At 71.6% G+C, this 25,392-nt stretch carries 21 protein-coding genes and 3 pseudogenes; 13 read left to right on the forward strand and 11 right to left on the reverse strand.

All coding sequences use genetic code 11. From position 1 onward, the window contains the following. Nucleotides 1–12: 12 nt before the first annotated feature. Nucleotides 13–1,269 carry a hypothetical protein gene (locus O7601_RS15490; RefSeq protein ID WP_281566932.1) on the reverse strand — a complete coding sequence of 419 codons (1,257 nt, stop codon included), beginning with the start codon at nucleotides 1,267–1,269 and terminating at the stop codon, nucleotides 13–15. Nucleotides 1,270–1,581: 312 nt separating this feature from the next. Here O7601_RS15490 and O7601_RS15495 point away from each other — a divergent pair, with 312 nt between their 5' ends. The 4 genes and pseudogenes from O7601_RS15495 to O7601_RS29500 form a co-directional block, all read left to right on the forward strand. Further along, a complete protein-coding gene (locus tag O7601_RS15495) occupies nucleotides 1,582–3,666 on the forward strand; it encodes a DNA topoisomerase IV subunit B (RefSeq protein WP_281566933.1) in 2,085 nt (694 codons plus the stop codon). A 31-nt stretch (nucleotides 3,667–3,697) separates the two neighbouring features. Beyond that, nucleotides 3,698–4,318, forward strand: a pseudogene (locus O7601_RS29490) (DNA gyrase subunit A); the annotation flags it as partial. Nucleotides 4,319–4,339: 21 nt separating this feature from the next. Beyond that, nucleotides 4,340–4,993: pseudogene (locus O7601_RS29495) on the forward strand (LAGLIDADG family homing endonuclease); the annotation flags it as partial. Between the two features lie 393 nt (nucleotides 4,994–5,386). Continuing rightward, nucleotides 5,387–7,468: pseudogene (locus O7601_RS29500) on the forward strand (DNA gyrase subunit A); the annotation flags it as partial. 91 nt (nucleotides 7,469–7,559) lie between these two features. Here O7601_RS29500 and O7601_RS15505 read toward each other — a convergent pair. Beyond that, on the reverse strand, nucleotides 7,560–8,195 hold the full coding sequence (locus O7601_RS15505) for an alpha-ketoglutarate-dependent dioxygenase AlkB (protein ID WP_281561843.1): 636 nt from the start codon (nucleotides 8,193–8,195) through the stop codon (nucleotides 7,560–7,562). A gap of 121 nt (nucleotides 8,196–8,316) precedes the next feature. On the opposite strand from O7601_RS15505, the gene trpB reads away from it, so the two are divergent. Genes trpB through O7601_RS15520 form a run of 3 tightly spaced genes read left to right on the forward strand, consistent with a single transcriptional unit; the run spans nucleotide 8,317 to nucleotide 11,103 of the window. Then, nucleotides 8,317–9,516, forward strand: a complete 1,200-nt coding sequence (gene trpB / locus O7601_RS15510) for a tryptophan synthase subunit beta (RefSeq protein WP_281561844.1) — start codon at nucleotides 8,317–8,319, stop codon at nucleotides 9,514–9,516. Beyond that, nucleotides 9,513–10,319, forward strand: a complete 807-nt coding sequence (gene trpA / locus O7601_RS15515) for a tryptophan synthase subunit alpha (protein ID WP_281561845.1) — start codon at nucleotides 9,513–9,515, stop codon at nucleotides 10,317–10,319. Before trpB ends, trpA begins: the two co-directional genes overlap by 4 nt. Before the next feature lie 16 nt (nucleotides 10,320–10,335). Continuing rightward, complete coding sequence (locus O7601_RS15520) at nucleotides 10,336–11,103, forward strand: GntR family transcriptional regulator (RefSeq protein ID WP_281561846.1); 768 nt, start codon at nucleotides 10,336–10,338, stop codon at nucleotides 11,101–11,103. Here the strand turns inward: O7601_RS15520 and O7601_RS15525 are convergent. Further along, complete coding sequence (locus tag O7601_RS15525) at nucleotides 11,068–11,949, reverse strand: spore coat protein (protein ID WP_281566934.1); 882 nt, start codon at nucleotides 11,947–11,949, stop codon at nucleotides 11,068–11,070. The genes O7601_RS15520 and O7601_RS15525 overlap by 36 nt on opposite strands. Between O7601_RS15525 and O7601_RS15530 the strand changes: the two genes are divergently transcribed. Next, nucleotides 11,938–12,114 (forward strand): hypothetical protein, encoded by a 177-nt coding sequence (locus O7601_RS15530; protein ID WP_281561847.1) that lies wholly within the window; start codon nucleotides 11,938–11,940, stop codon nucleotides 12,112–12,114. The two genes, O7601_RS15525 and O7601_RS15530, sit on opposite strands and share 12 nt — an antisense overlap. A gap of 5 nt (nucleotides 12,115–12,119) precedes the next feature. On the opposite strand, the gene O7601_RS15535 is transcribed toward O7601_RS15530, so the two are convergent. Genes O7601_RS15535 through pseB form a run of 5 tightly spaced genes read right to left on the reverse strand, consistent with a single transcriptional unit; the run spans nucleotide 12,120 to nucleotide 17,664 of the window. Next, on the reverse strand, nucleotides 12,120–12,854 hold the full coding sequence (locus tag O7601_RS15535; RefSeq protein WP_281561848.1) for a glycosyltransferase family protein: 735 nt from the start codon (nucleotides 12,852–12,854) through the stop codon (nucleotides 12,120–12,122). Then, nucleotides 12,851–14,680 (reverse strand): class I SAM-dependent methyltransferase, encoded by a 1,830-nt coding sequence (locus tag O7601_RS15540; protein ID WP_281561849.1) that lies wholly within the window; start codon nucleotides 14,678–14,680, stop codon nucleotides 12,851–12,853. Before O7601_RS15540 ends, O7601_RS15535 begins: the two co-directional genes overlap by 4 nt. Next, entirely contained in the window at nucleotides 14,677–15,513 is an 837-nt protein-coding gene (locus O7601_RS15545) for a hypothetical protein (RefSeq protein ID WP_281561850.1), read from the reverse strand. The genes O7601_RS15540 and O7601_RS15545 overlap by 4 nt, the downstream gene beginning before the upstream one ends. Before the next feature lie 10 nt (nucleotides 15,514–15,523). Continuing rightward, on the reverse strand, nucleotides 15,524–16,684 hold the full coding sequence (locus O7601_RS15550) for a DegT/DnrJ/EryC1/StrS family aminotransferase (protein ID WP_281561851.1): 1,161 nt from the start codon (nucleotides 16,682–16,684) through the stop codon (nucleotides 15,524–15,526). Further along, nucleotides 16,681–17,664, reverse strand: a complete 984-nt coding sequence (gene pseB, locus O7601_RS15555) for a UDP-N-acetylglucosamine 4,6-dehydratase (inverting) (RefSeq protein WP_281561852.1) — start codon at nucleotides 17,662–17,664, stop codon at nucleotides 16,681–16,683. The genes O7601_RS15550 and pseB overlap by 4 nt, the downstream gene beginning before the upstream one ends. Nucleotides 17,665–17,932: 268 nt before the next feature. Here pseB and O7601_RS15560 point away from each other — a divergent pair, with 268 nt between their 5' ends. Next, nucleotides 17,933–19,693 (forward strand): glycosyltransferase family 39 protein, encoded by a 1,761-nt coding sequence (locus O7601_RS15560; protein ID WP_281561853.1) that lies wholly within the window; start codon nucleotides 17,933–17,935, stop codon nucleotides 19,691–19,693. A 65-nt stretch (nucleotides 19,694–19,758) separates the two neighbouring features. On the opposite strand, the gene O7601_RS15565 is transcribed toward O7601_RS15560, so the two are convergent. Beyond that, nucleotides 19,759–20,319, reverse strand: coding sequence for a GNAT family N-acetyltransferase (locus tag O7601_RS15565; RefSeq protein ID WP_281561854.1), 561 nt, complete (start codon nucleotides 20,317–20,319; stop codon nucleotides 19,759–19,761). A gap of 27 nt (nucleotides 20,320–20,346) precedes the next feature. Here O7601_RS15565 and O7601_RS15570 point away from each other — a divergent pair, with 27 nt between their 5' ends. From O7601_RS15570 to O7601_RS15585, 4 genes are read left to right on the forward strand one after another with little or no spacing between them, the layout of a single operon-like run. Beyond that, nucleotides 20,347–20,598, forward strand: a complete 252-nt coding sequence (locus tag O7601_RS15570) for an acyl carrier protein (protein ID WP_093403117.1) — start codon at nucleotides 20,347–20,349, stop codon at nucleotides 20,596–20,598. Next, the gene (locus O7601_RS15575) at nucleotides 20,595–21,866 is read left to right on the forward strand and encodes an AMP-binding protein (protein WP_281561855.1); all 1,272 of its coding nucleotides are present in this window, start codon (nucleotides 20,595–20,597) and stop codon (nucleotides 21,864–21,866) included. Before O7601_RS15570 ends, O7601_RS15575 begins: the two co-directional genes overlap by 4 nt. Next, entirely contained in the window at nucleotides 21,859–22,617 is a 759-nt protein-coding gene (locus tag O7601_RS15580; RefSeq protein WP_281561856.1) for an SDR family NAD(P)-dependent oxidoreductase, read from the forward strand. Before O7601_RS15575 ends, O7601_RS15580 begins: the two co-directional genes overlap by 8 nt. After that, on the forward strand, nucleotides 22,601–23,128 hold the full coding sequence (locus tag O7601_RS15585; protein ID WP_281561857.1) for a hypothetical protein: 528 nt from the start codon (nucleotides 22,601–22,603) through the stop codon (nucleotides 23,126–23,128). The genes O7601_RS15580 and O7601_RS15585 overlap by 17 nt, the downstream gene beginning before the upstream one ends. 10 nt (nucleotides 23,129–23,138) lie before the next feature. Here the strand turns inward: O7601_RS15585 and O7601_RS15590 are convergent, their stop codons facing one another. Next, nucleotides 23,139–24,086 (reverse strand): TerC family protein, encoded by a 948-nt coding sequence (locus O7601_RS15590; RefSeq protein ID WP_281561858.1) that lies wholly within the window; start codon nucleotides 24,084–24,086, stop codon nucleotides 23,139–23,141. Nucleotides 24,087–24,277: 191 nt separating this feature from the next. Then, on the reverse strand, nucleotides 24,278–25,384 hold the full coding sequence (locus tag O7601_RS15595; RefSeq protein ID WP_281561859.1) for a potassium channel family protein: 1,107 nt from the start codon (nucleotides 25,382–25,384) through the stop codon (nucleotides 24,278–24,280). Nucleotides 25,385–25,392: the final 8 nt, after the last annotated feature.

Here is a 25,392-nt window from a genome sequence, read left to right on the forward strand (position 1 = left end):
CGTCTGGTGCGGTCAGGAAACGCTTATCGCGCCGTTGGAGCCGCGTACGCAGGCGACCGAGCGGGCGGCGGTGGTGGCCGCGCCGGAGAGGCACTGGCCCAGTACCTCGTGCCCGGCGGCGTTCGGGTGCCACGACTCCTGGCAGGTCTGGAAGTAGCTCACACAGGTGTTGGCGATCCGCTGGATGGCGATCTTGTCCTTGCCGGAGAGGCTGGTCACGAAGGTTCCGTTCGGCGGGTTGTCCATCAGCCGGATCGGGGTGGCCAGGGTGCCGGTCGGGCTGTTCGTGTTCTCGCAGAGCCGGGCGCCGTCGAAGGCCCGCTGCACGTTGAGGTAGACCAGGTCGGCACCGGTGAACTCGGTGGCCAGGGTGTCCCGGGCGGAGCGCACGATGGTGCCGAGCCCCTGCGAGAACCGGTGACCGGGAGCGAGGCTGGCCTGGTGGATCGGGCAGCCGGCCGCGTACCGCTCGGCGCCCAGCGCGCGGAACTTGTCCCGGGTGTCGTCCCGGTTGTCCTCGGAGTGGTAGGTGGGGGCCAGGTCCAGCGGCAGCGGGTTGGTGTAGTCCTGCAACACCACCCGGTGCTGACCGTCGGCGTCCACCTCGCGCAGGGTGGTCAGGATCTGGCGTACGGCTGCGGTGGTCTCCGCCGTCGCAGCGGTGATCTGAGCGGCGGTGGCCAGGTCGGCGTCGGTGCACGGCTTCTGCTCCACCGGCCCGTTCAGGTACGCCCAGAACTCCCACCAGCCGGTCCAGGCGTCGGCGATGAACCGGTTGGCACACTTCTCGGCGACGCCGCCGAAGGTGAACGAGCTGTTGTTCGAGCCGAGCCCGATCAGCACCAGGTCGATGTCGTGGGTCTGGGCGACCGCGCGGAGCTGGTCGAGTTGGGCGGCGACCTGCCGACCGTTCGTCCGGGCCGACGAGGCGGCGGCGATGTCGTGTGGCTGGCCGCCGGAGCAGGCCAGATTGAACCGGTTCTGGATGCCGGGCAGCGTCGCCCGGTGCAGCGAGGCGTTGGCCGAACGGTGACAGAAGAAGGCGTCGCTGTTGGGCGCTGTCCACCCCGGGAAACTCCGCGCCACGCCGGTCGCGTCGACCACCGGCTGATAGGAGCCGGCACCCTCGCCGCTGATGAAGCTGTCACCGAGGGCCACCGCCGCGGTGGGTGGTGCGGCCGAGGCGGCGGGGGCCGCGACGGCGGTGGAGAGGGTCGCCGCGGTGACGGCCAGGGCCATCGCGGCGGCGGTACGACGCAACGCGGACATCGGCATCCCCATCCGTTCATAGAAATGTGAAAGATCCTCTGGTGCGGTGATGAGATCACGCGGGTGTGACGAACGTCAACAGTGGGAAACATCTGTGACGTACGGGTCCAGCGGGGTCGCGGCGCTCCCGTGGCCGGCGTCGCGCACCGCCGCCGGGCATAAGGCCGGCAGCCGGGACGTTGACGGCAACAGGTCCGCCAGCAGCGGCCCTCGGCGTGCCGGGCGGGTGTCCGCACAGGTTGTCGGGGCGTGCGGCTACGCTCGCTGCGGCGTGCCCGCGCCGGGCCGACCGCCGACGGCGCGGGGGAGCACATCGCCGAGACCGGGGAGTACGACCAGTTGACCGCAGAGCCTGACAACCTGTATGGGGCCGACGACCTCACACACCTTGAGGGGCTGGACGCCGTACGCAAGCGGCCCGGCATGTACATCGGCTCCACCGACAGCCGTGGCGTGGGTCACCTCGTCAACGAGATTCTCGACAACTCGACCGACGAGGGCGTCGCCGGCCACGCCGCCGCCGTCGAGGTCGTCCTGCACGCCGACGGCTCGGTCCAGGTCGACGACGACGGCCGGGGCATCCCCACCGACGTGCACGCCCGCTCCGGCATCTCCGGCGTCGAGTTGGTGCTCACCCGCCTGCACGCCGGTGGCAAGTTCGGTGGCTCCGGCTACAAGACCTCCGGCGGCCTGCACGGCGTGGGCGCCTCGGCGGTCAACGCCCTGTCCCGCCGCTTCGACGTCACCGTGCGCCGGGGCGGCAAGGTGCACGCCATGTCGTTCCGGCACGGCGTGCCCGGCATCTTCGACGGCGACGGCCCCGACGCCCCCTTCACCCCCGGTCCCGGGCTCCAGGTCGTCGGCGCGATGAAGCGCGGCCACCGCACCGGCACCTCGATCCGCTACTGGCACGACCCCCGCTACTTCGAGACCGGCGCCACGCTCGACCACGACGCCGTGCGGGCCAAGCTGCGCCACACCGCCTTCCTGGTCCCCGGCGTCGGTTACACGCTGCGCGACCGCACCACGGAGGAGCCCACCGAGGAGCGCTTCCACTACCCCAACGGCCTGCTCGACATGGTGGAGTTCCTGGCACCGGCCGGCGACCGGCCGGTCTCCGGCACCCTGCTGGTCACCGGCGAGGGGACATACCGGGAGAACGCCGCCGACGCCAACGGCGTGATGCAGTCGAACGTGCAGCGCCGGGCGGAGGTCGAGATCGCCTTCCGCTGGGGCACCGGCTACGACCGCACGGTCGAGTGCTTCACCAACACGATCCGCAACGCCCACGGCGGCACGCACCGCAAGGGCTTCGAGCGGGCCTTGGCGCGTACGCTCGCCGACGCCGTACGCAACACCCGGGGCCTGCTCAAGGCCAAGGAGGACGCGCCCACGCTGGACGACGTCCTGGAGGGCATGACGGCGGTGGTGCACGTCCGGGTGCCCGAGCCGCAGTTCACCTCGCAGACCAAGGACGAGCTCTCCACCGCCGGCATCACCAAGGTCGTGCAGGGCCTGGTGGAGCAGCACGTCAAGTCCTGGCTGGACGATCGCAAGACGCGCACCGAAGCGCGTACCGTCCTCCAGAAGATCGTCGACGCGTCCCGGGTGCGCCTCACCCAGAAGCAGCAGAAGGACGCGGCCCGCCGCAAGACCGCCCTCGAAGGCGCGGCCATGCCCGCCAAACTCGTCGACTGCCGCGCCACAGGCATCGACAGAAGTGAATTGTTCATCGTGGAAGGGGACAGCGCCCTGGGCACCGGGCGACTTGCCCGTTCTGCGGAATTCCAGGCGCTGCTGCCGATTCGGGGCAAGATCCTGAACGTGCAGAAGGCCAGCCTTCAGCAGGTGCTCGACAACGCCGAGTGCGCGGCGATCGTGCAGGTGCTCGGCGCCGGCTCCGGACGCACCTTCGACCTGTCGACGCTGCGCTACGGGCGGGTGCTGATCATGGCCGACGCCGATGTCGACGGCGCACACATCCGGACACTGCTCATCACCCTCTTCGCCCGGTACATGCGACCGTTGATCGAGGCGGGCCGGCTCTACGCCGCCATGCCGCCCCTACACAAGATCACGACCAAGGGGCGCAACCCGGAGACCGTCTACACCTACACCCAGGCGGAGATGGAGTCGACGGTGCGCCGGTTCGAGAAGGCCGGCAAGCAGATCGTCACCCCGGTGCCCCGGTTCAAGGGTCTCGGCGAGATGGACGCCGACGAGTTGTGGGAGACGACCATGAACCCGGCCACCCGCGCGGTACGCCGGATCACCCTGGACGACGTCGAGGCCGCCGAGCGGATCCTCGAACTGCTGATGGGGGAGAAGGTCGAGCCGCGCCGCAACTGGCTGATCGACTCCGCCGACCGGGTCGACCGTGACGCCATCGACGCCTGACCATCGCGTCTCTCGGAAGGAAAGCTGAGCCATGGCACGCCGCAAGGAGACGAAGGTCGACCACTCCGCGTTCGACCGGGCCGGCGCGCGGATCATCGACAACCCGCTGACCACCGAGGTGTCCGACTCCTACCTGGAGTACGCCTTCTCGGTCATCCACTCCCGGGCCCTGCCCGACGCGCGGGACGGCCTCAAGCCGGTGCACCGGCGCATCCTCTGGTCGATGTACGAGCAGGGTCACCGCCCGGACCGGGCGCACGTCAAGTCCGCCCGGATCGTCGGCGACGCAATGGGTAAGTACCATCCGCACGGCGACACCGCGATCTACGACGCGATGGTCCGGCTGGCGCAGGACTTCTCACTCAACGCGCCACTTATCGACGGGCATGGAAATTTTGGCAGCCCAGACGATGGACCGGCGGCGGCGAGATACTGCGTGACGGGCGATACCCGCATTCGCCTCGCGGATGGTTCGAGTCCTCGAATCGGCGAGTTGGTGGATCTCGCCCCCGACAGCGAAGCCGATGTCGATTTCGATGTGCTCGACAAGGATGGCAAGGCTGTTCGGGCGAGTAAGGTTTTCAACTCGGGCATCCATCCCACCATGCAGATCCGGACAGAAGCTGGATTTTCACTCCGAGGTAGTGAGAACCACCTGGTGTTGTGTCTGGAGATGCCGCTGGGCGTTCCAGTTTTCCAATGGCGACGGCTCGACGAGGTCGTACCCGGCACGGTGGTCTGCATCGCGCGCAATGCGTGGTATCAGACCACCCCCACTGCCAGGGAGTACATGCTGGGAGTTCTCGGAGGTGCCTGGGTCTCCGAGGGGTTCGCAAGTGAATCGCGAGCGGGTTTCAACAACACGGACGAACACTTCTTCGGCGAGGTTCTGCATGCCTATGACGAGGTCGTGGGCGGGCGGCGTTACGTCAGTGAGCGGCAGACCCGCCGTGATCGCAAACGCATTCAAGAGTTGGATGTCCAGGAGTACGCCGGAGGGATGACCGCTTTCCGTGCCAGCCCGCTGGCCGAACTCATCGGTCACCAGGCCCGTGACAAGTCCGTCCCACAGTTCGTCTGGGCTGGCGGATGGGGTGTGAAGCGTGCTTTCCTGATGGCACTGTTCGAGGGCGACGGCGGCGTCCGGGTGGCAAACGACAGCTTCACCATCCAGTACACGAGCTACAGCGAACGCCTTACTCGGGACGTTCAGGAGTTGTTGGCGGAGTTCGGCGTCATCGCCTGCTGGCGGCAGTACACGCGCCCCAGCGGCTCGGTGGAGCATCGGCTGGTCATCTCGGGGATGCGCAACATCACCGCGTTCGCGAACCGGGTCGGCTTTCTCCGCACGAAACAGGCGGTACTGCACAGGGTGCTGAGGCGCTCTCCGCTGCGACCCCATCGACTCAGTCAAGACCACGTTCCGTTCGTGGCCGAGTATGTCCGCGGCGCGCTCGCCTTCGACAAGCGTGGTTCGGGCCGAAAGTGGCTGACTCAGCACAACTTTGACCGCGTGGAGCGGTGGGAGACGGAGCGGCTACGCATCATCGACCGGATCAAGGATCCCGAGATCCTCGCGACGATTCTGCCGGTGATGGACTCGGGATACCGCTTCGAGCGGATCGCAGAAGTGACGACATGCGAGCCTGCCGAGGTCTATTCGATCAAGGTCGACACCGAGGACCACTCCTTCCTCGCAGGTGGTTTCGTCAACCACAACACCGAGGCCCGGATGTCGCGGGAGGCGATGCTGCTCGTCGGTGAGCTGGGCGAGGACACCGTCGACGTCGAGCCTAACTACGACGGCTCACTGACCCAGCCCACCGTGCTGCCGGCCGCCTTCCCGAATCTGCTGGTCAACGGTGCCGCCGGAATCGCGGTCGGGATGGCGACGAACATGATCCCGCACAATCTGGGCGAGGTCGTCGCGGCGGCCCGCTGGCTGATCCGGCACCCGAACGCCACCCTCGACAAGCTGATGGAGTTCGTGCCCGGCCCCGACCTGCCCACCGGCGGCATGCTGCTCGGTCTGGACGAGGTCCGCCGGGCGTACGAGACCGGCCGGGGCGTGGTGCGGATGCGCGGCAAGGTGGAGATCGGGCCACTGGAGGGCAGCCGGGGCCGGCAGGCCATCACGGTGGTCGAGTTGCCGTACGGCGTCGGTGCGGAGAAGGTCATCGCCGCCATCACCAACGAGGTGACCAAGACCAAGCGGCTGACCGGGATCGCCGACGTCAAGGACCTCACCGACCGCGAGAGCGGCACCCGGGTGGTCATCGAGTGCAAGGTCGGGGTCAACCCGCAGGCGCTGCTCGCCGACCTCTACCGGTTGACCCCGCTGGAGCAGTCCTTCGGCGTGAACAACCTGGTGCTTGTCGACGGGCAGCCGCGCACCCTGGGGCTCAAGGAGCTGCTTGAGGTGTTCCTGGCCCACCGCTACGAGGTGGTGACCCGGCGCAGCGCGTACCGCAAGCGCCGGCGGGAGGAGCGGCTGCACCTGGTCGACGGGCTGCTGATCGCGCTGCTCGACATCGACAAGGTGGTGAAGCTGATCCGGGGCAGCGAGGACGCCCAGGCGGCCCGGAGTGGCCTGATGCGCCAGTTCAAGCTCTCCGAGATCCAGGCCAACTACATCCTGGACACCCCGCTGCGCCGGTTGACGAAGTACGACCGGCTGGAGCTGGAGGCCGAGCAGCAGAAGCTGCGGGCCGAGATCGCCGAGCTGTCCACCATCCTCGACGACGAGAACGTGCTGAAGAAGGTCGTCTCCGACGAGTTGGCCGCGGTGGTCAAGCAGTTCGCCGCGCCCCGGCGGACGACGCTTGTCGACGGTGACCTCAAGGAGGTGCTGGCCGCGTCCGTGCCGGCCGGTCCGTTGGAGGTGGCCGACGACCCGTGCCAGGTGATCCTGTCGGCGACCGGGTTGGTGGCCCGCACCGCGGCCGAGTCGGAGGAGTCCGCCGAGGGGCGTCGCCGGCACGGCCGGGTGAAGCACGACGCGGTACGCGCCGTGGTGCACTCCACCGCCCGGGGGCGGGTGTTGCTGGTGACCAGTGCCGGTCGGGCGTTCAAGGTGGATGTGCTGCCGCTGCCGGTGTTGCCGGAGCAGGCCGGCACGGTGTCGTTGCGGGGCGGGATGTCGGCCGCAGAGTTGGTGCCGCTGGAGCCGGGGGAGACCGTGGTCGGCCTGGCGCCGCTCGGCGCTTCCGCGGCGGGCTCTCCGGGGCTGGCTCTCGGTACCCGGCAGGGCGTGGTGAAGATCTGTGCCCCGGACTGGCCGGTGCGATCCGACGAGTTCGAGGTGATCGGGCTGCGGGACGGCGACGAGGTGATCGGGGCGACCTGGCTGGCCGACGGCGCCGAGACGCTCGCCTTCCTGACCAGTGCGGCCGCGCTGCTGCGGTTCCCCGCCGGGACGATCCGCCCGCAGGGGCTCAAGGGCGGCGGGATGGCCGGGATCGCCCTGTCGTCCGGGGCGCGGGTGGTGTTCTTCGGCGCGGTCCGCACCGACGATCCTGAGCACGGTGAGCCGATGGTGGTCACCTCGACCGGTGCGACGGTCAAGGTGACGCCGCTGTCGGCGTACCCGGCGAAGGGACGGGCGACCGGCGGGGTGCGTGCTCATCGGTTCCTCAAGGGCGAGACCGATGTGGTGGTCGGTTGGGTCGGTCCCCGGCCGGTGGGCTCGACGGCCAACGGTGAGGCGGTGGAGCTGCCGGCGGCCGACCCGCGCCGCGACGGCTCCGGCTTCGCCGTCATGCTCGGCCCAGCCGTGGTGGGCCACCAGATCGACCGCGAGTAGCCGCCTGCTGCTCGACTGCGGCGTGCCGGAGCCGGCGGCGGGCAACCGGACGCACATCGCCACCGTCTACTTGCGCTTCCCAGCCGGTGGATCAGGCGACGCCGGCCGGGCGGAACTGGACGCTGACCCGGGGGCCGACCGGGCGGGCGGTCTTGGGGATCGCGTGCTCCCAGGTGCGCTGGCAGGAGCCGCCCATCACCACCAGGTCGCCGTGGCCGAGCGGAAAACGCAGGCTGCTCCCGCCGCCACGCGGGCGCAGCAGCAGCTGACGCGGCGAGCCGAAGGAGACGATGGCGACCATGGTGTCGATGTGGGCGGAGCGGCCCTGGGTGTCGCCGTGCCAGGCGACGCTGTCCCGGCCGTCGCGGTAGAGACACATCCCGGCGGTGACGAAGGGCTCGCCCAGCTCGTCGGCGTAGTGGCGGGTCAGCGCCGCGCGGGCGGCGGTCAGCACCGGGTGCGGTAGCGGCCGGCCGGCGCCGTACCAGCTGAGCAGCCGGGGCACGTCGACCTCGGCGTCGTACATGGTGCGTCGTTCGGCCCGCCACGGCACCTCGCGCAGCAGCACGTCGAGGACCTGGTCGGAGCCGTGCACCCAGCCGGGTAGGTGGTCGACCCAGGCGCCCCGGCTCAGCGGGTGCCGGCGCGGCTGCCCGGCCAGCGGGCCGAGGATGGGGGCCGCGTCGGTGACCTCCAGCATCGACGGCTGGTACGCGGTCTGCGACATGCCCGCAGCCTAGCAGGTAGTTAGAACACCAGTGCTACGGGATCGGCGGCCGGGGGAGTTGCAAGTGGCCGCCAACTGTTCTATAACTTTGGAAGGAGTTATAGAACAGTTGGGAGTTGTCATGGAGGCTCTGGCACCGCGCGGCCGGACCGCCGCGCCCGTGGCCGGCCGGTTCGGGCGTCACGGTGGCCGGTTCGTACCCGAGCCGTTGATACCCGCGTGCGAGGAGGTCGAGGCGGCCTTCGCCGAGGCGTGGGCGGATCCGGGCTTCCGGGCCGACCTGGCGTGGCTGCAGTCGAGGTATGCGGGCCGACCGACGCCGCTCACCCCGGCCCTGCGGCTGTCGGTCGAACTCGGCGTGACGGTGCTGCTCAAGCGCGAGGACCTGGCACACACCGGCTCCCACAAGATCAATAACGTGCTGGGGCAGGCGCTGCTGGCGCGCCGGATGGGCAAGCGGCGACTGCTCGCCGAGACCGGCGCGGGAATGCACGGCGTCGCCACCGCTACCGCCGGTGCCCTGCTGGGCCTGCCGGTGACGGTGTTCATGGGCGAGCGCGACATCGAGCGGCAGGCGCACAACGTGTTCCGGATGCGGCTGCTCGGCGCGCAGGTCGTGCCGGTGCGGTCGGGCAGCCGGACCCTCAAGGACGCCACCAGCGAGGCGATGCGTCACTGGGTGAGCGTCACCGAGGACGCCTACTACTGCGTGGGCTCGGTCATCGGACCGCACCCGTACCCGTGGATGGTTCGCGAGCTACAGGCGGTGATCGGGCAGGAGGCCCGACAGCAGTGCGCCGAGCAGTTGCCCGCCGGCACACCGCAGCACGTCGTCGCCTGCGTCGGTGGCGGATCCAACGCCGCCGGCACCTTCGCCGGGTTCGCGGACACCTCGGCCCGCCTGGTGGGGGTCGAGGCGGCCGGCGGTGCCGGCGCGGCGCGGGGTGAGGTCGGCGTGCTGCACGGATTCCAGTCGCTGTTCCTCCAGGACGAGCAGGGTCAGATCCGCGAGGCGCGGTCCGTGGCGGCGGGCCTGGACTATCCCGGGGTCGGGCCGGAGCACGCCCACCTGCGCGATCTCGGTCGGGCCGAATACGTCACCGCCACCGACGAGGAGGCGCTGGCGGCGGCGGTCCGGCTGGCCCGCGCCGAGGGCATCGTCCCGGCGATCGAGTCGGCGCACGCGCTCGCCTGGGTCATCCGGGCCGCCGGCACCACCGAGCTACCCACCGGCAGCAGCGTGCTCGTCACGCTCTCCGGACGCGGCGACAAGGACATACCGATGCTGATGACGTACCTGGGTGACGGGGAGGCGGAATGACAGCTCTGGAGACCCGGCTGCGGCTGCGCCGGGACCGCGGGCGCAAGCTGCTCATGCCCTATCTCACCGGGGGCATCACCCCGGACTGGACCGACCACCTGCGCGCCCTGGCCGACGCCGGGGCGGACGCGATCGAGGTCGGCATCCCCTTCTCCGACCCCACCCTCGACGGCGTCACCATCCAGGAGGCGTCCGACGTCGCGCTCTGCCGGGGTGCCACCACGGCCGGCATCCTCGCCGACCTGTCGAGGAACCGGATCGAGGTGCCGGTCGTCGTCAGCACGTACGCCAATCTCGCGTTGCGTCGCGGCGCGGACCGGTTCTGCCGGGCCCTCGCCGAGGCGGGCGTGCAGGGCCTGATCGTGCCCGACCTGCCGCTGGAGGAGGCCGGCCCGACAGGCGCGGCCGCGCGGGCCGCGAACGTCGACCTGGCGTTGCTGGCCTCGCCCGCCACCCCACCACGACGGCTGCGGGACATCGCCGAGCGCAGCCGCGGCTTCGTCTACGCCGTCTCCCTGATGGGAATCACCGGCGAACGGGAGCAACTCGCCGCCTCGGCCGCCGGACTGGCGCGGCGCCTGCGGGGCGTCACGGACCGGCCCGTATTCTTGGGATTCGGCATCTCGACACCGGCGCAGGCGGCTGCCGCGGCACGGGACGCCGACGGCGTGATCGTCGGCGCGGCGCTGATGCGACGCCTGCTCGACGGCGCGGACCCGGCGTCGACCGCCGGATTCGTCAGGTCCCTGCGCGCGGCGCTGGACGGCGTGCCGGCACGGACGACGGCGGACGCCGGAGGATAGGAGGCGGGGCGGCGGCATGGCTACCGGGCCTGACGTGCCTACGGCGCGCTACCGCACCATCGCCGCGGACCTCGCTGCCAAGATCCGATCCGGGGATTATCCGCCCGGCGCGGCGCTGCCCTCCCAGCGTGACCTCAGCGCCGCCTACGGCGTCACGTTGATGACGCTGCGGCAGGCGTTGCGGCAGCTCAGCGACGAAGGGCTGATCGAGCAGCAGCCCGGTCGGGGTACCTTCGTCACCCCGCCACACCTGGCGTACCGGCTCGGCTCGCTGCGCAGCTTCGCCGACGACCTGCGGGATCAGGGCCACGAGGTGCGTACCACCGTGGTCGGCTGCGCGGTGCGTCGCCTGCCCGCGCGAGTCGCCGGTACGCTGCGGGCCGGCGCCAGCGAATCCGGGTTGCGGCTGGAACGGGTCCGCGCGTTCGCCGGCCGCCGTGCGGTGCACCAGGTCTCGTGGGTACGCGCTTCGCACGCCGCCGGCCTGCGTGAGGTGGACTTCACCGCGACCTCCCTGTACGAGGCGCTCGCTAGCCGGGGTGTCTCGGTTGCCCGGGCCACCGAGACGATCCGGCCCGGCATCCTCGACGTGGCGCTGGCGGCGCACCTCGACGACGCACCCGGTGCAGCCGTGCTGATCAGCGACCGGACCACCTACACACTGGACGGCACCGCCATCCTCGCCGACCGGGCGACGATCCTCGGCAGCCTGATGGAGATCAACACCGATCGCGCCGCGCGGGGCCTGTCACTGCACTGGGGCGCCAGCCGCGACGTGCCGTAACGCCTCCAACACCGCGTCCACCACCCGAGACCGGCCGCGTCCGTCCACGGCGGTCCAGGCGCGGGCGGACAGCTCGGCCCGGCGTGCCCCGTCGTCGAGCAGCCCCGCCAGGGTATGCGCGGCGGCCCGGGTCGCCGCAGCGTCGCCGGCCAACGCGGGCAGCTCACCGAGCCCGGCGGCCAGGCCCGCCGCCACCACCCGGTGGTACGACTCGCGCTGGTTGTCCACCACGCAGACCAGCGCCGACGGCGCCCCGAGGCAGCACAGTTCCCAGGTGGAGGTGCCGGCGGCGCTGACCACCAGGTCCGCCGCGGCGATCAGGGTGGGCAGCGTACCGGTGGGTGGCACCGGCAGCAGCGACTGCCCGGCCCCCGGCGTCAGTCGGGCCATCCGCGCCGCCAGTTCGGGCCGGCCGACGACGACTGTGAGTTCCATCGGCCGGCCGGTCGACAGCAGCACCTCGGTCAGCACCGGTGCCGCGCCGGCCGCGTCGGTGCCGCCGAAGAAGGCCAGCACCGAGGCAGGCTGCACCGTCACCGCCGGCCGTGGGGCCGCCGGCCGGGCGGCCAGGACACCCTCACGCAGCAGGGCGTACCCGCTACCGGCGAGCAGCCTGCCCGCCGGCACCGCCAGGTCGGTGGCGAAGTTCTGGTCCAGATAGAGGTCGGCGTCCTGGCCCCGGGTGTCCCCGTCCACGATGGCCAGGGTCAGCACCCCGGCGGCCCGTAGCGCTCCCGCACCTGCGGGATCCAGCTCGTACGAGTCGAGGACCAGCACGTCCAGGTCGTGTCGTCGGGCCGTGGCGACCAGGTCGTCCGGGCGGTCCGGGCCGGGGTGCAACGGGATACCCCGGGCGGTGAGCTGGTCGGCCGCCCAACCGACGCCGTCGACGGTGCCGAAGACCTCGACGATCGCGCCCCGGGCCTGGAACTCCTCACCGAGGGCGAGACAACGGACCAGGTGCCCGACACCGCGCAGTGGCCCGGCGTCACAGCGCAGTCCGACTCGTAACGTGCTCAGCGCTCCTCCAACCGCTTCTGCCGGACGTCGGCGTTGATCGCGCGCAGCGCCGGTTGCCCGTCGAGCCAGTCGGCGAGCTTGGCCAGCGGCACGCTGACATCACCGAAGTGGTCGGCCACCGCGCGGACCAGATCCCAGTCGCGGGCGGTGTCGAGGGTGAGGCGCAGCTGCGAACGGTCCGGGGTGAGGGTCACGCCGAGCACCCGGAACACCTCCGGATGCGCGTACGCGTACGAGGTCACGTGCACCCGGTGATGGTCGGTGGCGAGCCGGTCGACGGTACGCAGCGCGTCCGCCCGGATGATCTCGACATCCAGACCCCGGGGGAGGGTGCGGGCGATCGACGTGCTGGCGTAGTCCAGCCCCGGCACGGCGCGGTACACCGAGGCGACCAGGCTGACGATCTCCGGGTCCAGCAGCGGACAGTCGGCGGTGAACCGCATCACCGCGTCGGCGGGATGGGCGTCCAGGGCGCCGACGAAGCGGGTCAGCACGTCCTCGACGGGGCCACGGTGCCAGGCGATGCCGAGCCGGTCACACTCGGCGACGACCGCGTCGTCACTGCTGTCGCTGCTGGTCGCCACCACCAGGTCGGCCAGCACGCCGCTGTCCTGGGCGGCCCGGACCACCCGGCCGAGCACGCTGCGCCCGGCGAGCGGGCGGAGCACCTTGCCGGGCAGCCGGGACGAGCCCATCCGCGCCTGCACGATGCCGACGATTCGGTCCGTCACTTCTGTCCTCCCTGCTTCGCGGCGATGGCGGCGCGGGCCCGGCGTTTGGCGGCGCGGGCGCCGCGCCGGGCCATCCGGGCCGGGGTGATGGCCAGCCGCCCGACCTTGTAGCTCAGCGAACCGCTCAACAGATTGATCTTCGCCTCGGCCCGACGCAGCGCCCGCTCCCGCGAGGTGAGCAGGTTCTCCGTCCACCTGAGCAGCGCCGTCAGCCGGGTGTTCTCATCCTGCTGACGTAGCCACGCCTCGCGCAGCTGCTGATAGCTGCGGGGGCCAGGAGGCGGGTCGGTCGGACTGAGCGCCGACTCCACCTCCACCGCCGCCGCCGTGTCCTTCGCGGCCGTCTCCTTCGCGGCCTCGACGACGGCCCGGTCGAAATCGCGTCCGGCGACCCCGCCGAGCACGACGGTCAGCCCCGCCACGTCCAGCGTGGAGGTCCACGGGTGGGCGTAACCGCCGGTGAGCAGGTCGCTGGCGAATCGCCACAGCGTCCGGGCCAGCACCACCTCGACCGGTAACGGTGCCTCGGCCGGATGGCTCGGGTCGAGCACCGCCCAGCGGTCACCGTCGACGACCAGGTTGTCCGCCCCGGCCAGGGCGACCGCCCCGGTCAGCCGTCCCTGCTCGGCCTGGCTGTCGAGCCAGTCGGCATAGCCGCGCAGCAGCCGGCGCAGCAGCGCCGTGTCGCGGCGCAGGCACCCGTCGAGCAGCAGGCTGCGCAGCAGACGCCCGTCGGGCACCGGGCCGTCAGGGGCGGCCGGCTCGCGGTCGGTCAGCTCCCGCCCGGCGTACGAGGCGTCGGGCACGGCGACGTCGGTACGGTGCCAGTGCCAGCCCTGTGGCCCGTCCCGTACCTCGACGACCGTGCCGCCCGCCGCCGCGTCGGCGACCAACGCCACCGGCAGCGGGGCGGGCACGCCGGGTCCCGGGTGTGCCGACGGGGCGACGCGCGGCAGCGGGTGCGCCGTGCCGCCGCTGTCGTCGGGCTCGCCGTCGGTCCGCTCGACGTGAGGCCGGCGGGCCAGCACCAGCCAGGACGGGGCCAGGTCGGCGGCGCGACCGGCGTGCAGGGCGTCCACGGCCAGCCGGGCCGGATCGGCGAGGACGAACCGGCCGGTGTACCCGTCGGTGCAGGCGGCGTGCAGCACCGCGTCGAACAACCCGCTGCCGGTGTGCCGAGCCAGCTCGTCGACGGCCAGCAACGCGGTGGTCAGGTCGGGACGCGGGTACCCGGCGTAGCAGGTGCCGGGGCGCATCCCGGCGGCGGCCAGCCGCTCGCGGGCCTGCCCCAGGCTCGCCGGACGGGCGACGTCCAGCACCCCACCGACGGTCCAGTCGGCATCGGCCCGGCCGGCGTACCAGCTCTCGGCGGCGACCAGCCGGTGCACGCCGAGCGGGTTGTCCAGCCGCAGCAGCAGTTCACCGCCGGGGCGGACGGCCGCCACCAGGCGGGCCAGCAGACCGTCCCAGCCGAGCCGCTCACCCTCGACCGACTCGACCGCGTCCAGCCCGGCACCGGCGATCACCACGTCGTACTCCTCGCCGGCAGGCAGGCCGTGTGGGCCGCTCACCAGCACCCGGTCCACCCGGTCGGCGAGCACCGCCGCGTCCGGGTAGCCGCGCAGCAGGCAGGTGATCCGGGCATGGGCGAGCGCGTCGAGCAGCGCCGGACCGTGTGGCCCGGCCAGCAGCACCCGGGCGCCGGCCGGCACCAGGCGAGCGGCCAATGCGGCGAGCGGACCGTCACCGGCTGGGTCCGTCCGGTCGGACCAGGCGAGCATCTCACCGCCGGGCAGCGTCACCGCCGACGCCGTCTCGGTTGTCACGTCGTCTCCTCCTGCGGGTACGCCCACCCCAGCAGTTCCCGCAGCGCGGCGGGCGGGTGGCGGTGGTCGGTGCCCAGCTCGGCGTGGGCGATCGCGACGGCGGTCGGCAGGTGCACCTGTTCGCCGTGCAACTGCGGCCACTGCCGGCGGATTCGGGCGGTGCCGCCGAAGGTGGGGTCCTCGTCGGCCAGCACCATCGGATCGCCGTACACCGCCGGCTCACAGCCGGCCGCGATGCCGTAGAAGATGGCGCTGGTCAGCCGGTTGGACGCGACCCGGCGGTGCCGGCGCAGCTCGGCGAGCTGACGGTCCAGGAACTGCGGGTCGGTGTCTTTCCACCAGTGCCCGCGGTAGCCGTGGCAGATGACCCGGAAGCCGGCGTTCTCGTAGAGCCGCCGCACCCGCCGCATCCGGTGTTCGTGCCAGTACAGGCAGACCGTGACCGGGCCGGGTTCGGTGTCCCGGATGCGGGCGACCAGCTCCTTGTGGTCACCCTTGACGTGCTGGCCCTCCCAGCCGTGGAACGGGTACCAGATGGTGCCCTCCCGGGGCGGCCGGGGCTCCTCCTCCGGCCGCATGGCCAGCAGGTAGACGAACGGTGCCCCGATCACCGTGACGTTGCGCCGCCCGACCGACCAGGCCCGCCGCCGGGTCTGCTCGGACCAGAGCAGACTCGGCGTGCGCTCGGCGTACGGGTGGCCGGAGGCCAGGCCGTCGCCGATGTTCCAGCCGTGCTGGAGGTACCCGTTGATCCGGGGTGGGTGGCCGTCACCCAGACCCGCGTAGCGGGCCAGCACGTGGGCGTGACCGTAGAAGTGGTTGGCGTGGTGCATCGGGGATCCCTCAGGCGGCGGGCCGGAGCGAGACGCCGCGCAGGGCCGCGGCCAACGCGTCGATGACGCGGTCCTGGTCGGCGTCGCGCAGTCCAGGGTAGAGCGGCAGCGACAACTGCTGGGCGTAGAAGGCCTCCGACACGGGGCAACTGCCGCGCCGGTAGCCGAGATCGGCGAAGGCCGGGTGCCAGTGCGCGGGGATGTAGTTGACCTGAACGCCGATGCCGGCCGCGCGCATCCCTTCGTAGATCTCGCGGCGGCGCCCGTCGAGCACCCGGATCGGGTACAGATGCCAGGCCGGTGCCGCCCACTCCCGCCGGCCGGGCACGAGCACGCCGGGCAGGTCGGCCAGGGCCGCGTCGTAGCGGGCCACCAGTTCGGCGCGGCGGGCGAGGAAGGCGTCGAGCCGGCGCAGCTGGCTGCGACCCAGCGCGCACAACACGTCCGGCAGCCGGTAGTTGAGGCCGAACTCGTGCACCTCCTGGTGCCAGCCGCCCTCGTCCGGCCACCGTAGCTCGTCGGCTTCCCGGACCAGCCCGATGTTGCGGAACCGCCGGGCCCGCTTCAGCAGCTGCGGATCGGTGGTGGCGACCGCGCCTCCCTCGGCGGTGGTCAGGTTCTTGGTGGGGAAGAACGAGAACGTGGTCAGGTCGGCCAGCGACCCCACCGGCCGGCCCCGGTAGGTGGCGCCGATCGAGTGGGCCGCGTCGGCGAGCAGCAGCGCGTCGCTGCCGTCCAGCGCGGTGCGCAGCGCGTCGTAGTCGGCCGGGTGGCCCGCGTAGTCCACCGCGGCGACGACCTTCGTCCGCCCGGTGGTCGCCGCGGCCACCGCAGCCGGGTCCAGGGTGAACGTCTCCTCCTCCACGTCGGCGAAGACGACCCGCGCGCCGAGGGCGACCGCGCTGCTGGCGGTGGCCACGAACGTCATCGGCGGCACGATCACCTCGTCGCCGGGGCCGACACCGGCCGCCGCGTACGCCACGTGCAGCGCGGCGGTGCCGTTGGAGACCGTCGCCACCCCGGCGCCACCGGCCCACGCGGAGATGTCCGCTTCGAAGGCGGCCACCTCCGGGCCGGTGGTGAGCCAGTCGCTGCGCAGGGCGGCGACCACGGCGGCCACGTCGTCGTCGGTCACCGACTGGCGTCCGTACGGCAGGAAGGAGAAGGTCATGCCGCGATGCCGAGCATCTCACGCAGCTGGGGCACGGTGAGCCACTGGTCGTTGGTGTCCGACTGGTACGCGAACCCGTCCGCGACCGGCTCGCAGCCGACGGGCGGCTGGTAACCCCAGGTGGCGATGGTCGGCTGCACGATGAACCGGTCCTTGGCGATAAGCGTCCGCCGACTGTCGTCCGGGGCGATCATCTCCTCGTGCAGCTTCTCGCCGGGCCGGATGCCGATCTCATGGGTGGTGGCGTCCGGGGCGACCGCCTCGACCAGGTCGAGGATGCGCATGCTGGGGATGCGGGGCACGAACAGTTCGCCGCCCTGCATCTGGTCGAAGGAGTCGATGACGAACTGCACGGCCTGGTCCAGGGTGATCCAGAAGCGGGTCATCCGCTTGTCCGTGATCGGCAGACTCTTGCCTTCGGCGGCGAGCCGGCGGAACAGCGGAACCACCGAGCCCCGGCTGCCGACCACGTTGCCGTAACGCACCACCGCGAAACGGGTCGGGTGCTGCGCCGCGTAGTGGTTGGCGGAGATGAACAGCTTGTCGCCGACCAGCTTGGTCGCGCCGTACAGGTTGATCGGGCTGGACGCCTTGTCGGTGGAGAGGGCGACCACCTTCTGCACGCCGGCCTCGATCGCCGCGTCGACGACATGCTGCGAACCGGTGATGTTGGTGGCGATGAACTCCGACGGGTTGTACTCCGCGGTGTCGACCTGCTTGAGGGCGGCGGCGTGTACGACGTGGTCCACGCCGTGCATGGCCCGGGTCAGCCGGTGCCGGTCCCGGATGTCGCCGATGAACCAGCGCAGCCGGGGGTCGTCGCCGAGCTGCTGGCGCAGCTCGTACTGCTTGAGTTCGTCGCGGGAGAAGACCACCACCCGGGCCGGATCGGTCTCGGCGAGTAGGTGCCGCAGGAAGGTCCTGCCGAAGGAACCCGTTCCCCCGGTGACGAGGATGGACGATCCGTTCAGCTCGCTCAACTGGTGCTCCCGTGTGTGTCGGATTCGCGGTCGGCCTCGGCCGGCCGGGTGCGAACGCTAGACGCGGCGGGTTAACGGGCCCATGCCCCGCGGTTAACCACGTGCCGTGCGGCGGTGAATGGCGGGCACCCGGTTGGCGAACACCTGCCGTCGTCACGGCGTGCCCGCCGACCCGCGTCGACCGGACCGTTAGCGTCTCGCCCCGACCGGGAACCGTGGCGCGTCCAGACGGCGGCTGCCTGCCCGGGACCGCCCCTGGGAGGAAAAGATGACCGTCGAGGCCGAGACGACCCGGGCCGGGGAGACGGGCGGGTCGGTGGACCGGCGTGAGCCGGCGCGCCCCGGCCGCCGACGCTGGTTGGTCCCGCTGCTGCTGGTCGGCGGCTGGCTGCTCGGCACCGCCTGGCGGATCTGGGTGGCCCGCCACGCCAGCATGCCGTTCGCGCACACCGACGAGGACAGTTACCTCACCACCGCCCGCGCCCTGGCCGGCGGTCCCGGCGGATTCAGCAGCGAGAACGAGACCCTGCGCCGGATCGGGTACCCGCTGCTCATCGCGCCGGCCTTCCTCCTCGACCGGGAGTTCCCCGACACCTACCTGCTGGTGCGGGTGATCAACGCGGCGCTGAACGCGACGGTCCTGCCGCTGGCGTACCTGCTCGGTCGCCGGCTGTTGGGACTGCGGCCCGGTCCGGCCCTGGCGGCGGCGGCCGGCGCGGCGACACTGCCGGCGGTGGCCTTCCACGCCACGATGGCGATGACCGACGCGGTGCTCGGGCCGCTGCTGCTGGCCTGGCTGCTCGCCGTGCACCGGCTGGTCGAGCGGCCCGGGGCGGTCGCCGCGGCGATGTGCGGTGCCCTGGCCGGGGCGGCGTATCTGGTGCACTCGCGCGGGGTGGTGATTGTCGTCGGGCTCGCGCTGCTGGCTCTGGCGCTGGTCGTCCGCCGTCGGCTGGCCCCGGCCGCGCTGCTGGCGGCGGTGCTGCCGGTGGTGGCCGGGGTGCTCGGCAACGAGGCGGGCGTACGGCTGCTCGGCGATACGGTGCACCTGCTCGGCAGCCCGGCCGGTGGCAACGTGGTGCGGGCGGTCACCTCGGTCCGAGGGCTGTCGCAGGTGCTGGCGTCCGTCGGAACGCAGGTGTGGTACCTGACGGTGGTCACCTTCGGGCTGGCCGGGCTGGCCGGTGCCGAGGCGGTCACCCGGCTGTGCCGCCGGGGCGGTGCCGCCGCCAGGTGGACGTTCGGGGTGGCTCTGCTGACCACTGTGGGCGTCGCCGTCGGCGCGGAGGTCGTCCTGGCCGGGGTACCCGACCGGGTGCCGGACGCCATCTACGCCCGCTACGTGCAGATGTTCGCCCCGTTCTGGCTGCTGGTCGGCATCGGGCTGCTGTTCGGTACCGCGTACCGTCCGCTGCTGCGCCGGGCCGGCGCCACCGTGCTGCTGCTGGCGGCGGGCGGTGTGCTGATCCACCTTCGTCTGTCGCAGGCCGCCGCCGATGGTGCGCCGCTGCGCTGGGGCGGGTTCAGCGCGCCGGACCTGATGGCCCTGACCGGCGGGTGGCGACAGATGCGCCCGCTGGTCGGCTCCGCGATCGGGGTCGCCGGTTGCCTGCTGCTCGTGCTCGTGCTCGCGACCCGCCACCGGGTCGCGCGTACCCGCGTGCTGGCGGTCGTGCTCACCGCGCTGATCGTGGTCAACGTGGCGACCATGCAGGTGATCACGCAGCGGCTGATCCGCCCACTGGCGACGGCCGACACGCCCGTGCCCAGCGTGACCCAACTGGGGGTCCGGGCGCCGGAGCGGGTCGCCGCCTCCACCGGCGTGCCCTACCAGCTCCGGTACAACCTCAGCCACCAGGTGACCTGGACCGAGGTGCCGTGGTTCCGCGACCGGCCGCCGGCCGACGCGGAGGTGGTTTTCGCCCGTTGGGCGCCCGGCGAACCCGACGACTGGGACGGCACCCGGCACGGCTTTGTCCGGCTGGGCGGCGACCCGCAGCGTAAATGGGCCGGGTGGCGGCGCGGGTGATTCCGCAGTGGTGGCCAACGTAACTCGTCGGCCACGTGAACAATGCGTGGACGGGAAACAAAAAATCAGCGAACGCGGCGGTTGGCGCGCTCCAGGAAAATGGGTATCACGGTGATTTCCCGGCCGTCGTGGATCTCCTGGCGGCTGGGCCCCTCGACAAAACGGAGCCGCCGGTTCATCTGCCGTACCACCGTGTTGTGGGCGAGCACCTCGCCGTCGAGCCGGTCCAGCGCCAGCACGTCGAAGGCGTGGTCCACCGCCTCCCGCATCACCTCCAGCCAGGCAGGCAGCGTCTCGCCCCGCTCGGCCAGCCCCTCGGCGTCCAGGTAGAAACCCCACCCGCCGGTACGCGGGCCGGACAGCCGCAGGTCGAAGTAGGTGACCGCGCCACTGGGCACGCCGTCGCGCAGGTAGGTCAGCACCCGACGGGAGGGGTCCTGACGCACCGCCGACCACCACCGGCGGTGCTCCTCGGCGGTGATGACGTGACTGGTCTTGCTGACCTGTCGGTTGACCTCCTGATTACGCCAGGACAACATCAGGTTAACGTCATCCTCGGTGGCGTCACGCAACACGTACCGCTCGCTTTCCGTCCCGTTTACCTGGTCACCGGGCACCCTAATCACGATTCACCTGGCTGTACACTCCGCCGCATGAAGGAATTGAGTCGGGCGCAGATTCGCGACCTCATGGGCGAGGTGCTCAAGAACCAGGGCAAAGCGTTGCCCGCCGACGACGCCGCCGATCTGCGCGAGGTTGGCTTCCGGTCGCTGGACTTCTCCGAGTTGGCGCTGCGCGTCGAGGACGCCACGGGGGAGGAGCTGAACTTCGACGCGCCCGGGCTGCGCCGGATCGCCACCGTCGGCGACGTGCTGGACTTCCTCGTCGAGTTGCAGCGGCAGTGAGCGTCGAGACCGCCCCGCAGGCCCCCGTCCAGCCGGCCGGAGTGGACAATCGGATCGTCGTCGACGGTGCCACGCTCACCTGGCGTGACCTGCCGGAGCTGACCCTTCCCGGGCCCGCTGCCGCGCTGGCCCACTCGGCCCGGCACGCGCTCGCCGCCGCCCGGCACCACGCCGTGCACGGCACTGAGCTGCTGCTCAGCACGGCCAGCCGGGTCGACGCGGCGATGCGCGCGGAACTTCGCGACGCCGGGTTCGCGGTGACGGAACTGGGTGACGACCGCGCGGACGGGGACGCGACCGCGCCCGCCCCACGGGCCGCCGAGCCCGGCCGGTTGTGGCTGCTGACCTCCGGCTCCACCGGTCGTCCCAAGCGGGTGGGGCACACCCTCGAATCGCTCACCACCGTCCGGGGACAGCAGCCCGCGCGGACCTGGCTCTGCCCGTACGCCCCCGGCACGTACGCCTGGTGGCAGGTGGTCACGCTGTCGCTGACCCAGCCGGGTCAGCATCTGGTGGTGGTGGAACCCGATCAGCTCGACGACTGGCCGGCGCTGGCGGCCGAGCACGGTGTGGACGCCGCCTCCGGCACCCCCACCTTCTGGCGACGGGCCCTGCACCGTGATCCGGCCGGGCTGGCCCGGGTGCCGCTGCGTCAGCTGACCCTCGGCGGGGAACCGGTCGACCAGACCATCCTGGACCGGCTGCGGGAGCTGTTCCCGGCGGCCCGGATCTCCTGGATTTACGCCTCCTCGGAGGTGGGCGCGGCCATCGTGGTGCACGACGGGCGGGCCGGGTTCCCGGTGGAGTGGCTGGACCGGGCAGCTCCGGGCCGTCCCACCCTCGGGGTGCGCGACGGAGAGCTGGTGATCACCTCGCCGTACCACGGTGTCGGGCTGGACGGTCCGGTCCGCACCGGCGACCGGGCGCAGGTGAGCGGTGACCGAGTGCTGATCACCGGCCGGCTCGACGCGGACGAGATCAACGTCGGTGGCAGCAAGGTCTCCGCCGGTGTGGTCCGCGACGTGCTGACCGCGCATCCCCAGGTGGCCTGGGCCCGGGTCGCCGGTCGACGCGCCCCGCTGCTCGGTCACATGGTCGTCGCCGAGGTGGTGCCGGTCGGCAGCGCCACCGCGCCGGCCGAGGCCGGGCTGGACGAGGCGACGCTGGTGCGCTGGTGTGCCGACCAACTGCCCGAGTACGCGGTGCCGCGTCGGATCCGCGTGCTGACCGAGATTCCCGTCAAGGAGACCCTGAAGAGCGATGTCTGACCCCACCACCCCCGCCCGACCCGTACCGCCCAGCACCGTGGTGCTCGTCTCCGGCGGTTCCCGCGGTCTCGGCCTCGCCATCGTCACCGACCTGCTCGAATCGGGCCTGAAGGTGGCTGCCTTCGCCCGTACCGTCACGCCCGAGCTGGCCAAGCTCGCCGACACCCATCCGGAGCGGACGCACGTCGGCTCGGTCGACGTGACCGACCTCGCCGCCGCGCAGACATTCGTGCGGGCGGCCGAGGAGCGACTCGGCCCGATCGACGGCGTGGTGAACAACGCGGCCGTCGGGCAGGACTCGCTGCACGTGCACACCGCCAATGCCGACATCGCCCGGATCATCGAGACCAACCTGACCGCGCCGTTGCAGCTCACCCGGCTGGCCGTGCGGCGGATGCTGGCCCAGGGGCGACGCGGGCGGATCGTCAACATCACCTCGATCTGCGCGCAGCGCGGCTTTCCCGGCCTGGTGGCGTACTCCGCCACCAAGGGCGGGATGGACGCGGCGACCCGGTCGCTGGCCCGGGAACTCGGCGGGCGGGTGCTGGTCAACGCGGTCGCTCCGGGCTTCTTCGCCTCGGAGATGTCGGCGGTGCTTGGCCAGACCCAGCTCGACCAGATCGTGCGCCGTACGCCGACCGGTCAGCTGACCGAGCCGGAGGAGGTGGTGCCGGTGGTGCGGCTGCTGCTGCGCGACCAGACGAACATCAACGGCCAGGTCATCGTGGTCGACGGTGCCGCCTCGATCTGATCCGCCGCACCCGTTGTCCCGCACCCACGACGGTGCGGGACAACGGGTCGGCGCCCTGCTCGCCGCCGCACCACAGCACCTGCGGGTGGCATCGGCGGCCGACTCGGGTGCCGCCGTCACCCGCAGCCACCTCGGCGACGGACGCTGTGTCGGCTGGTACGCCCCGCCGGTGCCCGGCTGGCGGGTCGCGATCGACGCCGAGCACGCCGCCGCCGCGCTACCCGCCGCGCTGGCCCGCCGGTTCGGGGCCACCGACTTCTGGGGCCGGTGGACCCGGGTGGAGTGTCTGGCCAAACTCGCCGACGTACCGGTGGCCACCTGGTGGCATCGGCACGGCCTGGAGGTGCCGTCCGGCACCGCGTGGCTGTGGCGCACCCTGCCGCTGACCGACCTGGTCGTCACCGTCGCCTTCACCCCCACCAACCCGGCCGACCGCGCCGACCGCGCCGACCGGGGACCGCGCCGGGGGTCGCGCACTTTCCCTGATACTGCGGTGTCCGGTTCCGGTTGAGGCCGCACCTTCAGGGAAGTTGCGAGGGCTGCCGCGTCTCCGCTCGGGCGCTGGTGCTGCGCAGACTCCAGGCGATGGACACGGCGATCGTCGCGACGATGACGCCAAGGGTGACCGGGATGGGAAGCTTGCCGACCGGAGTCTCGGACAGGATGAGCTTGATCCCGGCGAAGGCCAGCAGCACCGCCAGGCCGTAGTGCAGGTGCACGAAGCGGCGTAGCAGCCCAGCGAGACAGAAGTACAGGCTACGCAGCCCGAGGATCGCGAACGCGTTAGCTGTCCACACGATGAACGTGCTGGTGGTGATGGCGAGGATCGCCGCGACCGAGTCGATCGCGAAGATCAGATCGGTGGTCTCGACCGCGATCAGGACCACGAACAGCAGGGTGGCGACCCGCCTGCCGTCGACCTGGGTGAGGAACCTGTCGCCGTGGTAAACCGGCTCGGTCGGCACGAGGCGGCGGACCAGGCGTACCACCGGGTTACGGTCCGGCGGAGTCTGCTCGTCGTGCCGGAACGCCATCTTGTAGGCGGTCACGATGAGGAACGCGCCGAACAGGTACGCGGTCCAGAAGAACGTCTCCAGCAACTCCGCGCCGACGAAGATGAATGCGAGGCGGAACACCAGCGCACCGATGACCCCCCAGAACAGGACCTTGTGCTGGTACGCGGCCGGAACCCCGAAGTAGGCGAAGATCATCGCGAAGACGAACACGTTGTCGATGGACAACGCCTTCTCGATGAGATAGCCGGCGAAGTACGTGCCGGCCACGTCGCCGCCCTGCCACGCCCACAGGGTCACCCCGAACAGCAGGCCGGCGGCGATCCAGATACCGGACCAGATCGCGGCCTCGCGGAAGCCGATGACATGGTTGTCGCGGTGCAGGAACAGGTCGACGGCCAGCATCGCGGCGATCGCCAGCATCAGCAGGGCCCAGACCCACCAGGAGACAGACAACGGGAATACCTCTCGTCCGGCCGGATCCGTCGCCGAACCCGGCGTTGCCGGACGAAGGTCTTCCCGGCCACCGATGCGGTGGCCGCGTCACCGGGGTCCGGATGGCCGGACCCGTACTGACGGCGACGCGCGGAACGTCGGGTACTCCCCCTCGAACTGCGTACCAGTATTCACGAAGCAAGCTTCGTGTGTCAAGGTCGCGTCTGTTCGTCCGGACGGGTCAAGCCGATCGGCGGGCCGTCCCCGGCGACCCCGAGCACCGACCAGCCGCGCAGCGCCGCGAAAAACGGCAGCGACTGGGAGAGCAACTCGCGGACCAATTCGTCGCCGCCCGGCAGTTGATCGAATCGGGGCCCCAACTCGGCGACCAGCCGGGCGTGCAGCCGCCGTAGAACCTCGTCGGGATCCGCGTCGTCCGCTGCCGGCTCGCTGCTCGCCGGGAGCAGGTGACGGCCCAGGTAACGACTGGTGATGGTGTCCTGGAGTCGAAGCAGGGCGTACGCCAGTTCCTCCGCCCGGGGTCGCAGGCCGCGCCACGGTTCGCACCTGGCGGCCAGCAGCGCCGCGACGGTGACGGCGGCCATCTGTTCCAGGGCGGGCTCGATGTCGTAGTCACGGCGTCGGGGCCGGTAGGTCAGGGCGACCAGTGGATACCGACGAACGGTGTCGTCGACCTCCCGCAGGCTCGCCGCCCAGGCCGTACACCGCTCCCGGGCCACGTCGACCCCCTCGTCGGTCAGGCTTCGGGCGAGTAGGCCCACCCCGTCGGTGCCGCGCACCTGGTCGTGGATGGTCAGCGCGAACCGGTTGCGGACCGTCAGCCCGGTGATCAGCTCGATGAGATAGGTGGCCAGCGCGGCGAAGAAGCCGAAGCCGAGGGCACCGGCCGTCACGGCGAACAGCTTCTGCGCACCGGTGTCCGGGGTGATGTCACCGAAGCCGAGTACGGTAAGCAGCCCGGTGGCGTAGTAGAGGGCGTCGACGAACCCGGCCGGCCCGTAGCCGGCGACCCGGTGGTAGCCGTCCAGGTTCGGCCAGACGACGAGCGCGACCCCGAGCGCCAGCGGCGCGAGCCAGGCGAGAAACGTGGCGGTGACCAGGATGGGTCCCGCCCAGACCAGCGGCGTGCGGCGAGGCGTACGACGTCGGCCGGCGGCCAGCGACGAGGCTCGCCAGACCAGCCGCCGGACGGTACGGGCGACCGGTCCCTCCGCGTCCGGATGCAGCACGGTGAGCCAGACGTCGAACACCACCACGGCGATCAATGTCAGGCCCGCCGTCACCGCCACCAGGGTCATACCCAGAG

Source organism: Verrucosispora sp. WMMD573, assembly GCF_027497175.1.
Lineage (GTDB): Bacteria > Actinomycetota > Actinomycetes > Mycobacteriales > Micromonosporaceae > Micromonospora.

Coding starts and splice junctions, on each gene's coding strand:
- O7601_RS15545 (WP_281561850.1), bottom strand. CDS start 15,513: ATGCACCACGCCAACCACTTCTACGGTCACGCCCACGTGCTGGCCCGC.
- O7601_RS15490 (WP_281566932.1), bottom strand. CDS start 1,269: ATGTCCGCGTTGCGTCGTACCGCCGCCGCGATGGCCCTGGCCGTCACC.
- O7601_RS15580 (WP_281561856.1), top strand. CDS start 21,859: ATGTCTGACCCCACCACCCCCGCCCGACCCGTACCGCCCAGCACCGTG.
- O7601_RS15550 (WP_281561851.1), bottom strand. CDS start 16,684: ATGACCTTCTCCTTCCTGCCGTACGGACGCCAGTCGGTGACCGACGAC.
- O7601_RS15505 (WP_281561843.1), bottom strand. CDS start 8,195: ATGTCGCAGACCGCGTACCAGCCGTCGATGCTGGAGGTCACCGACGCG.
- trpB (WP_281561844.1), top strand. CDS start 8,317: ATGGAGGCTCTGGCACCGCGCGGCCGGACCGCCGCGCCCGTGGCCGGC.
- O7601_RS15595 (WP_281561859.1), bottom strand. CDS start 25,384: ATGACCCTGGTGGCGGTGACGGCGGGCCTGACATTGATCGCCGTGGTG.
- O7601_RS15560 (WP_281561853.1), top strand. CDS start 17,933: ATGACCGTCGAGGCCGAGACGACCCGGGCCGGGGAGACGGGCGGGTCG.
- trpA (WP_281561845.1), top strand. CDS start 9,513: ATGACAGCTCTGGAGACCCGGCTGCGGCTGCGCCGGGACCGCGGGCGC.
- O7601_RS15520 (WP_281561846.1), top strand. CDS start 10,336: ATGGCTACCGGGCCTGACGTGCCTACGGCGCGCTACCGCACCATCGCC.
- O7601_RS15570 (WP_093403117.1), top strand. CDS start 20,347: ATGAAGGAATTGAGTCGGGCGCAGATTCGCGACCTCATGGGCGAGGTG.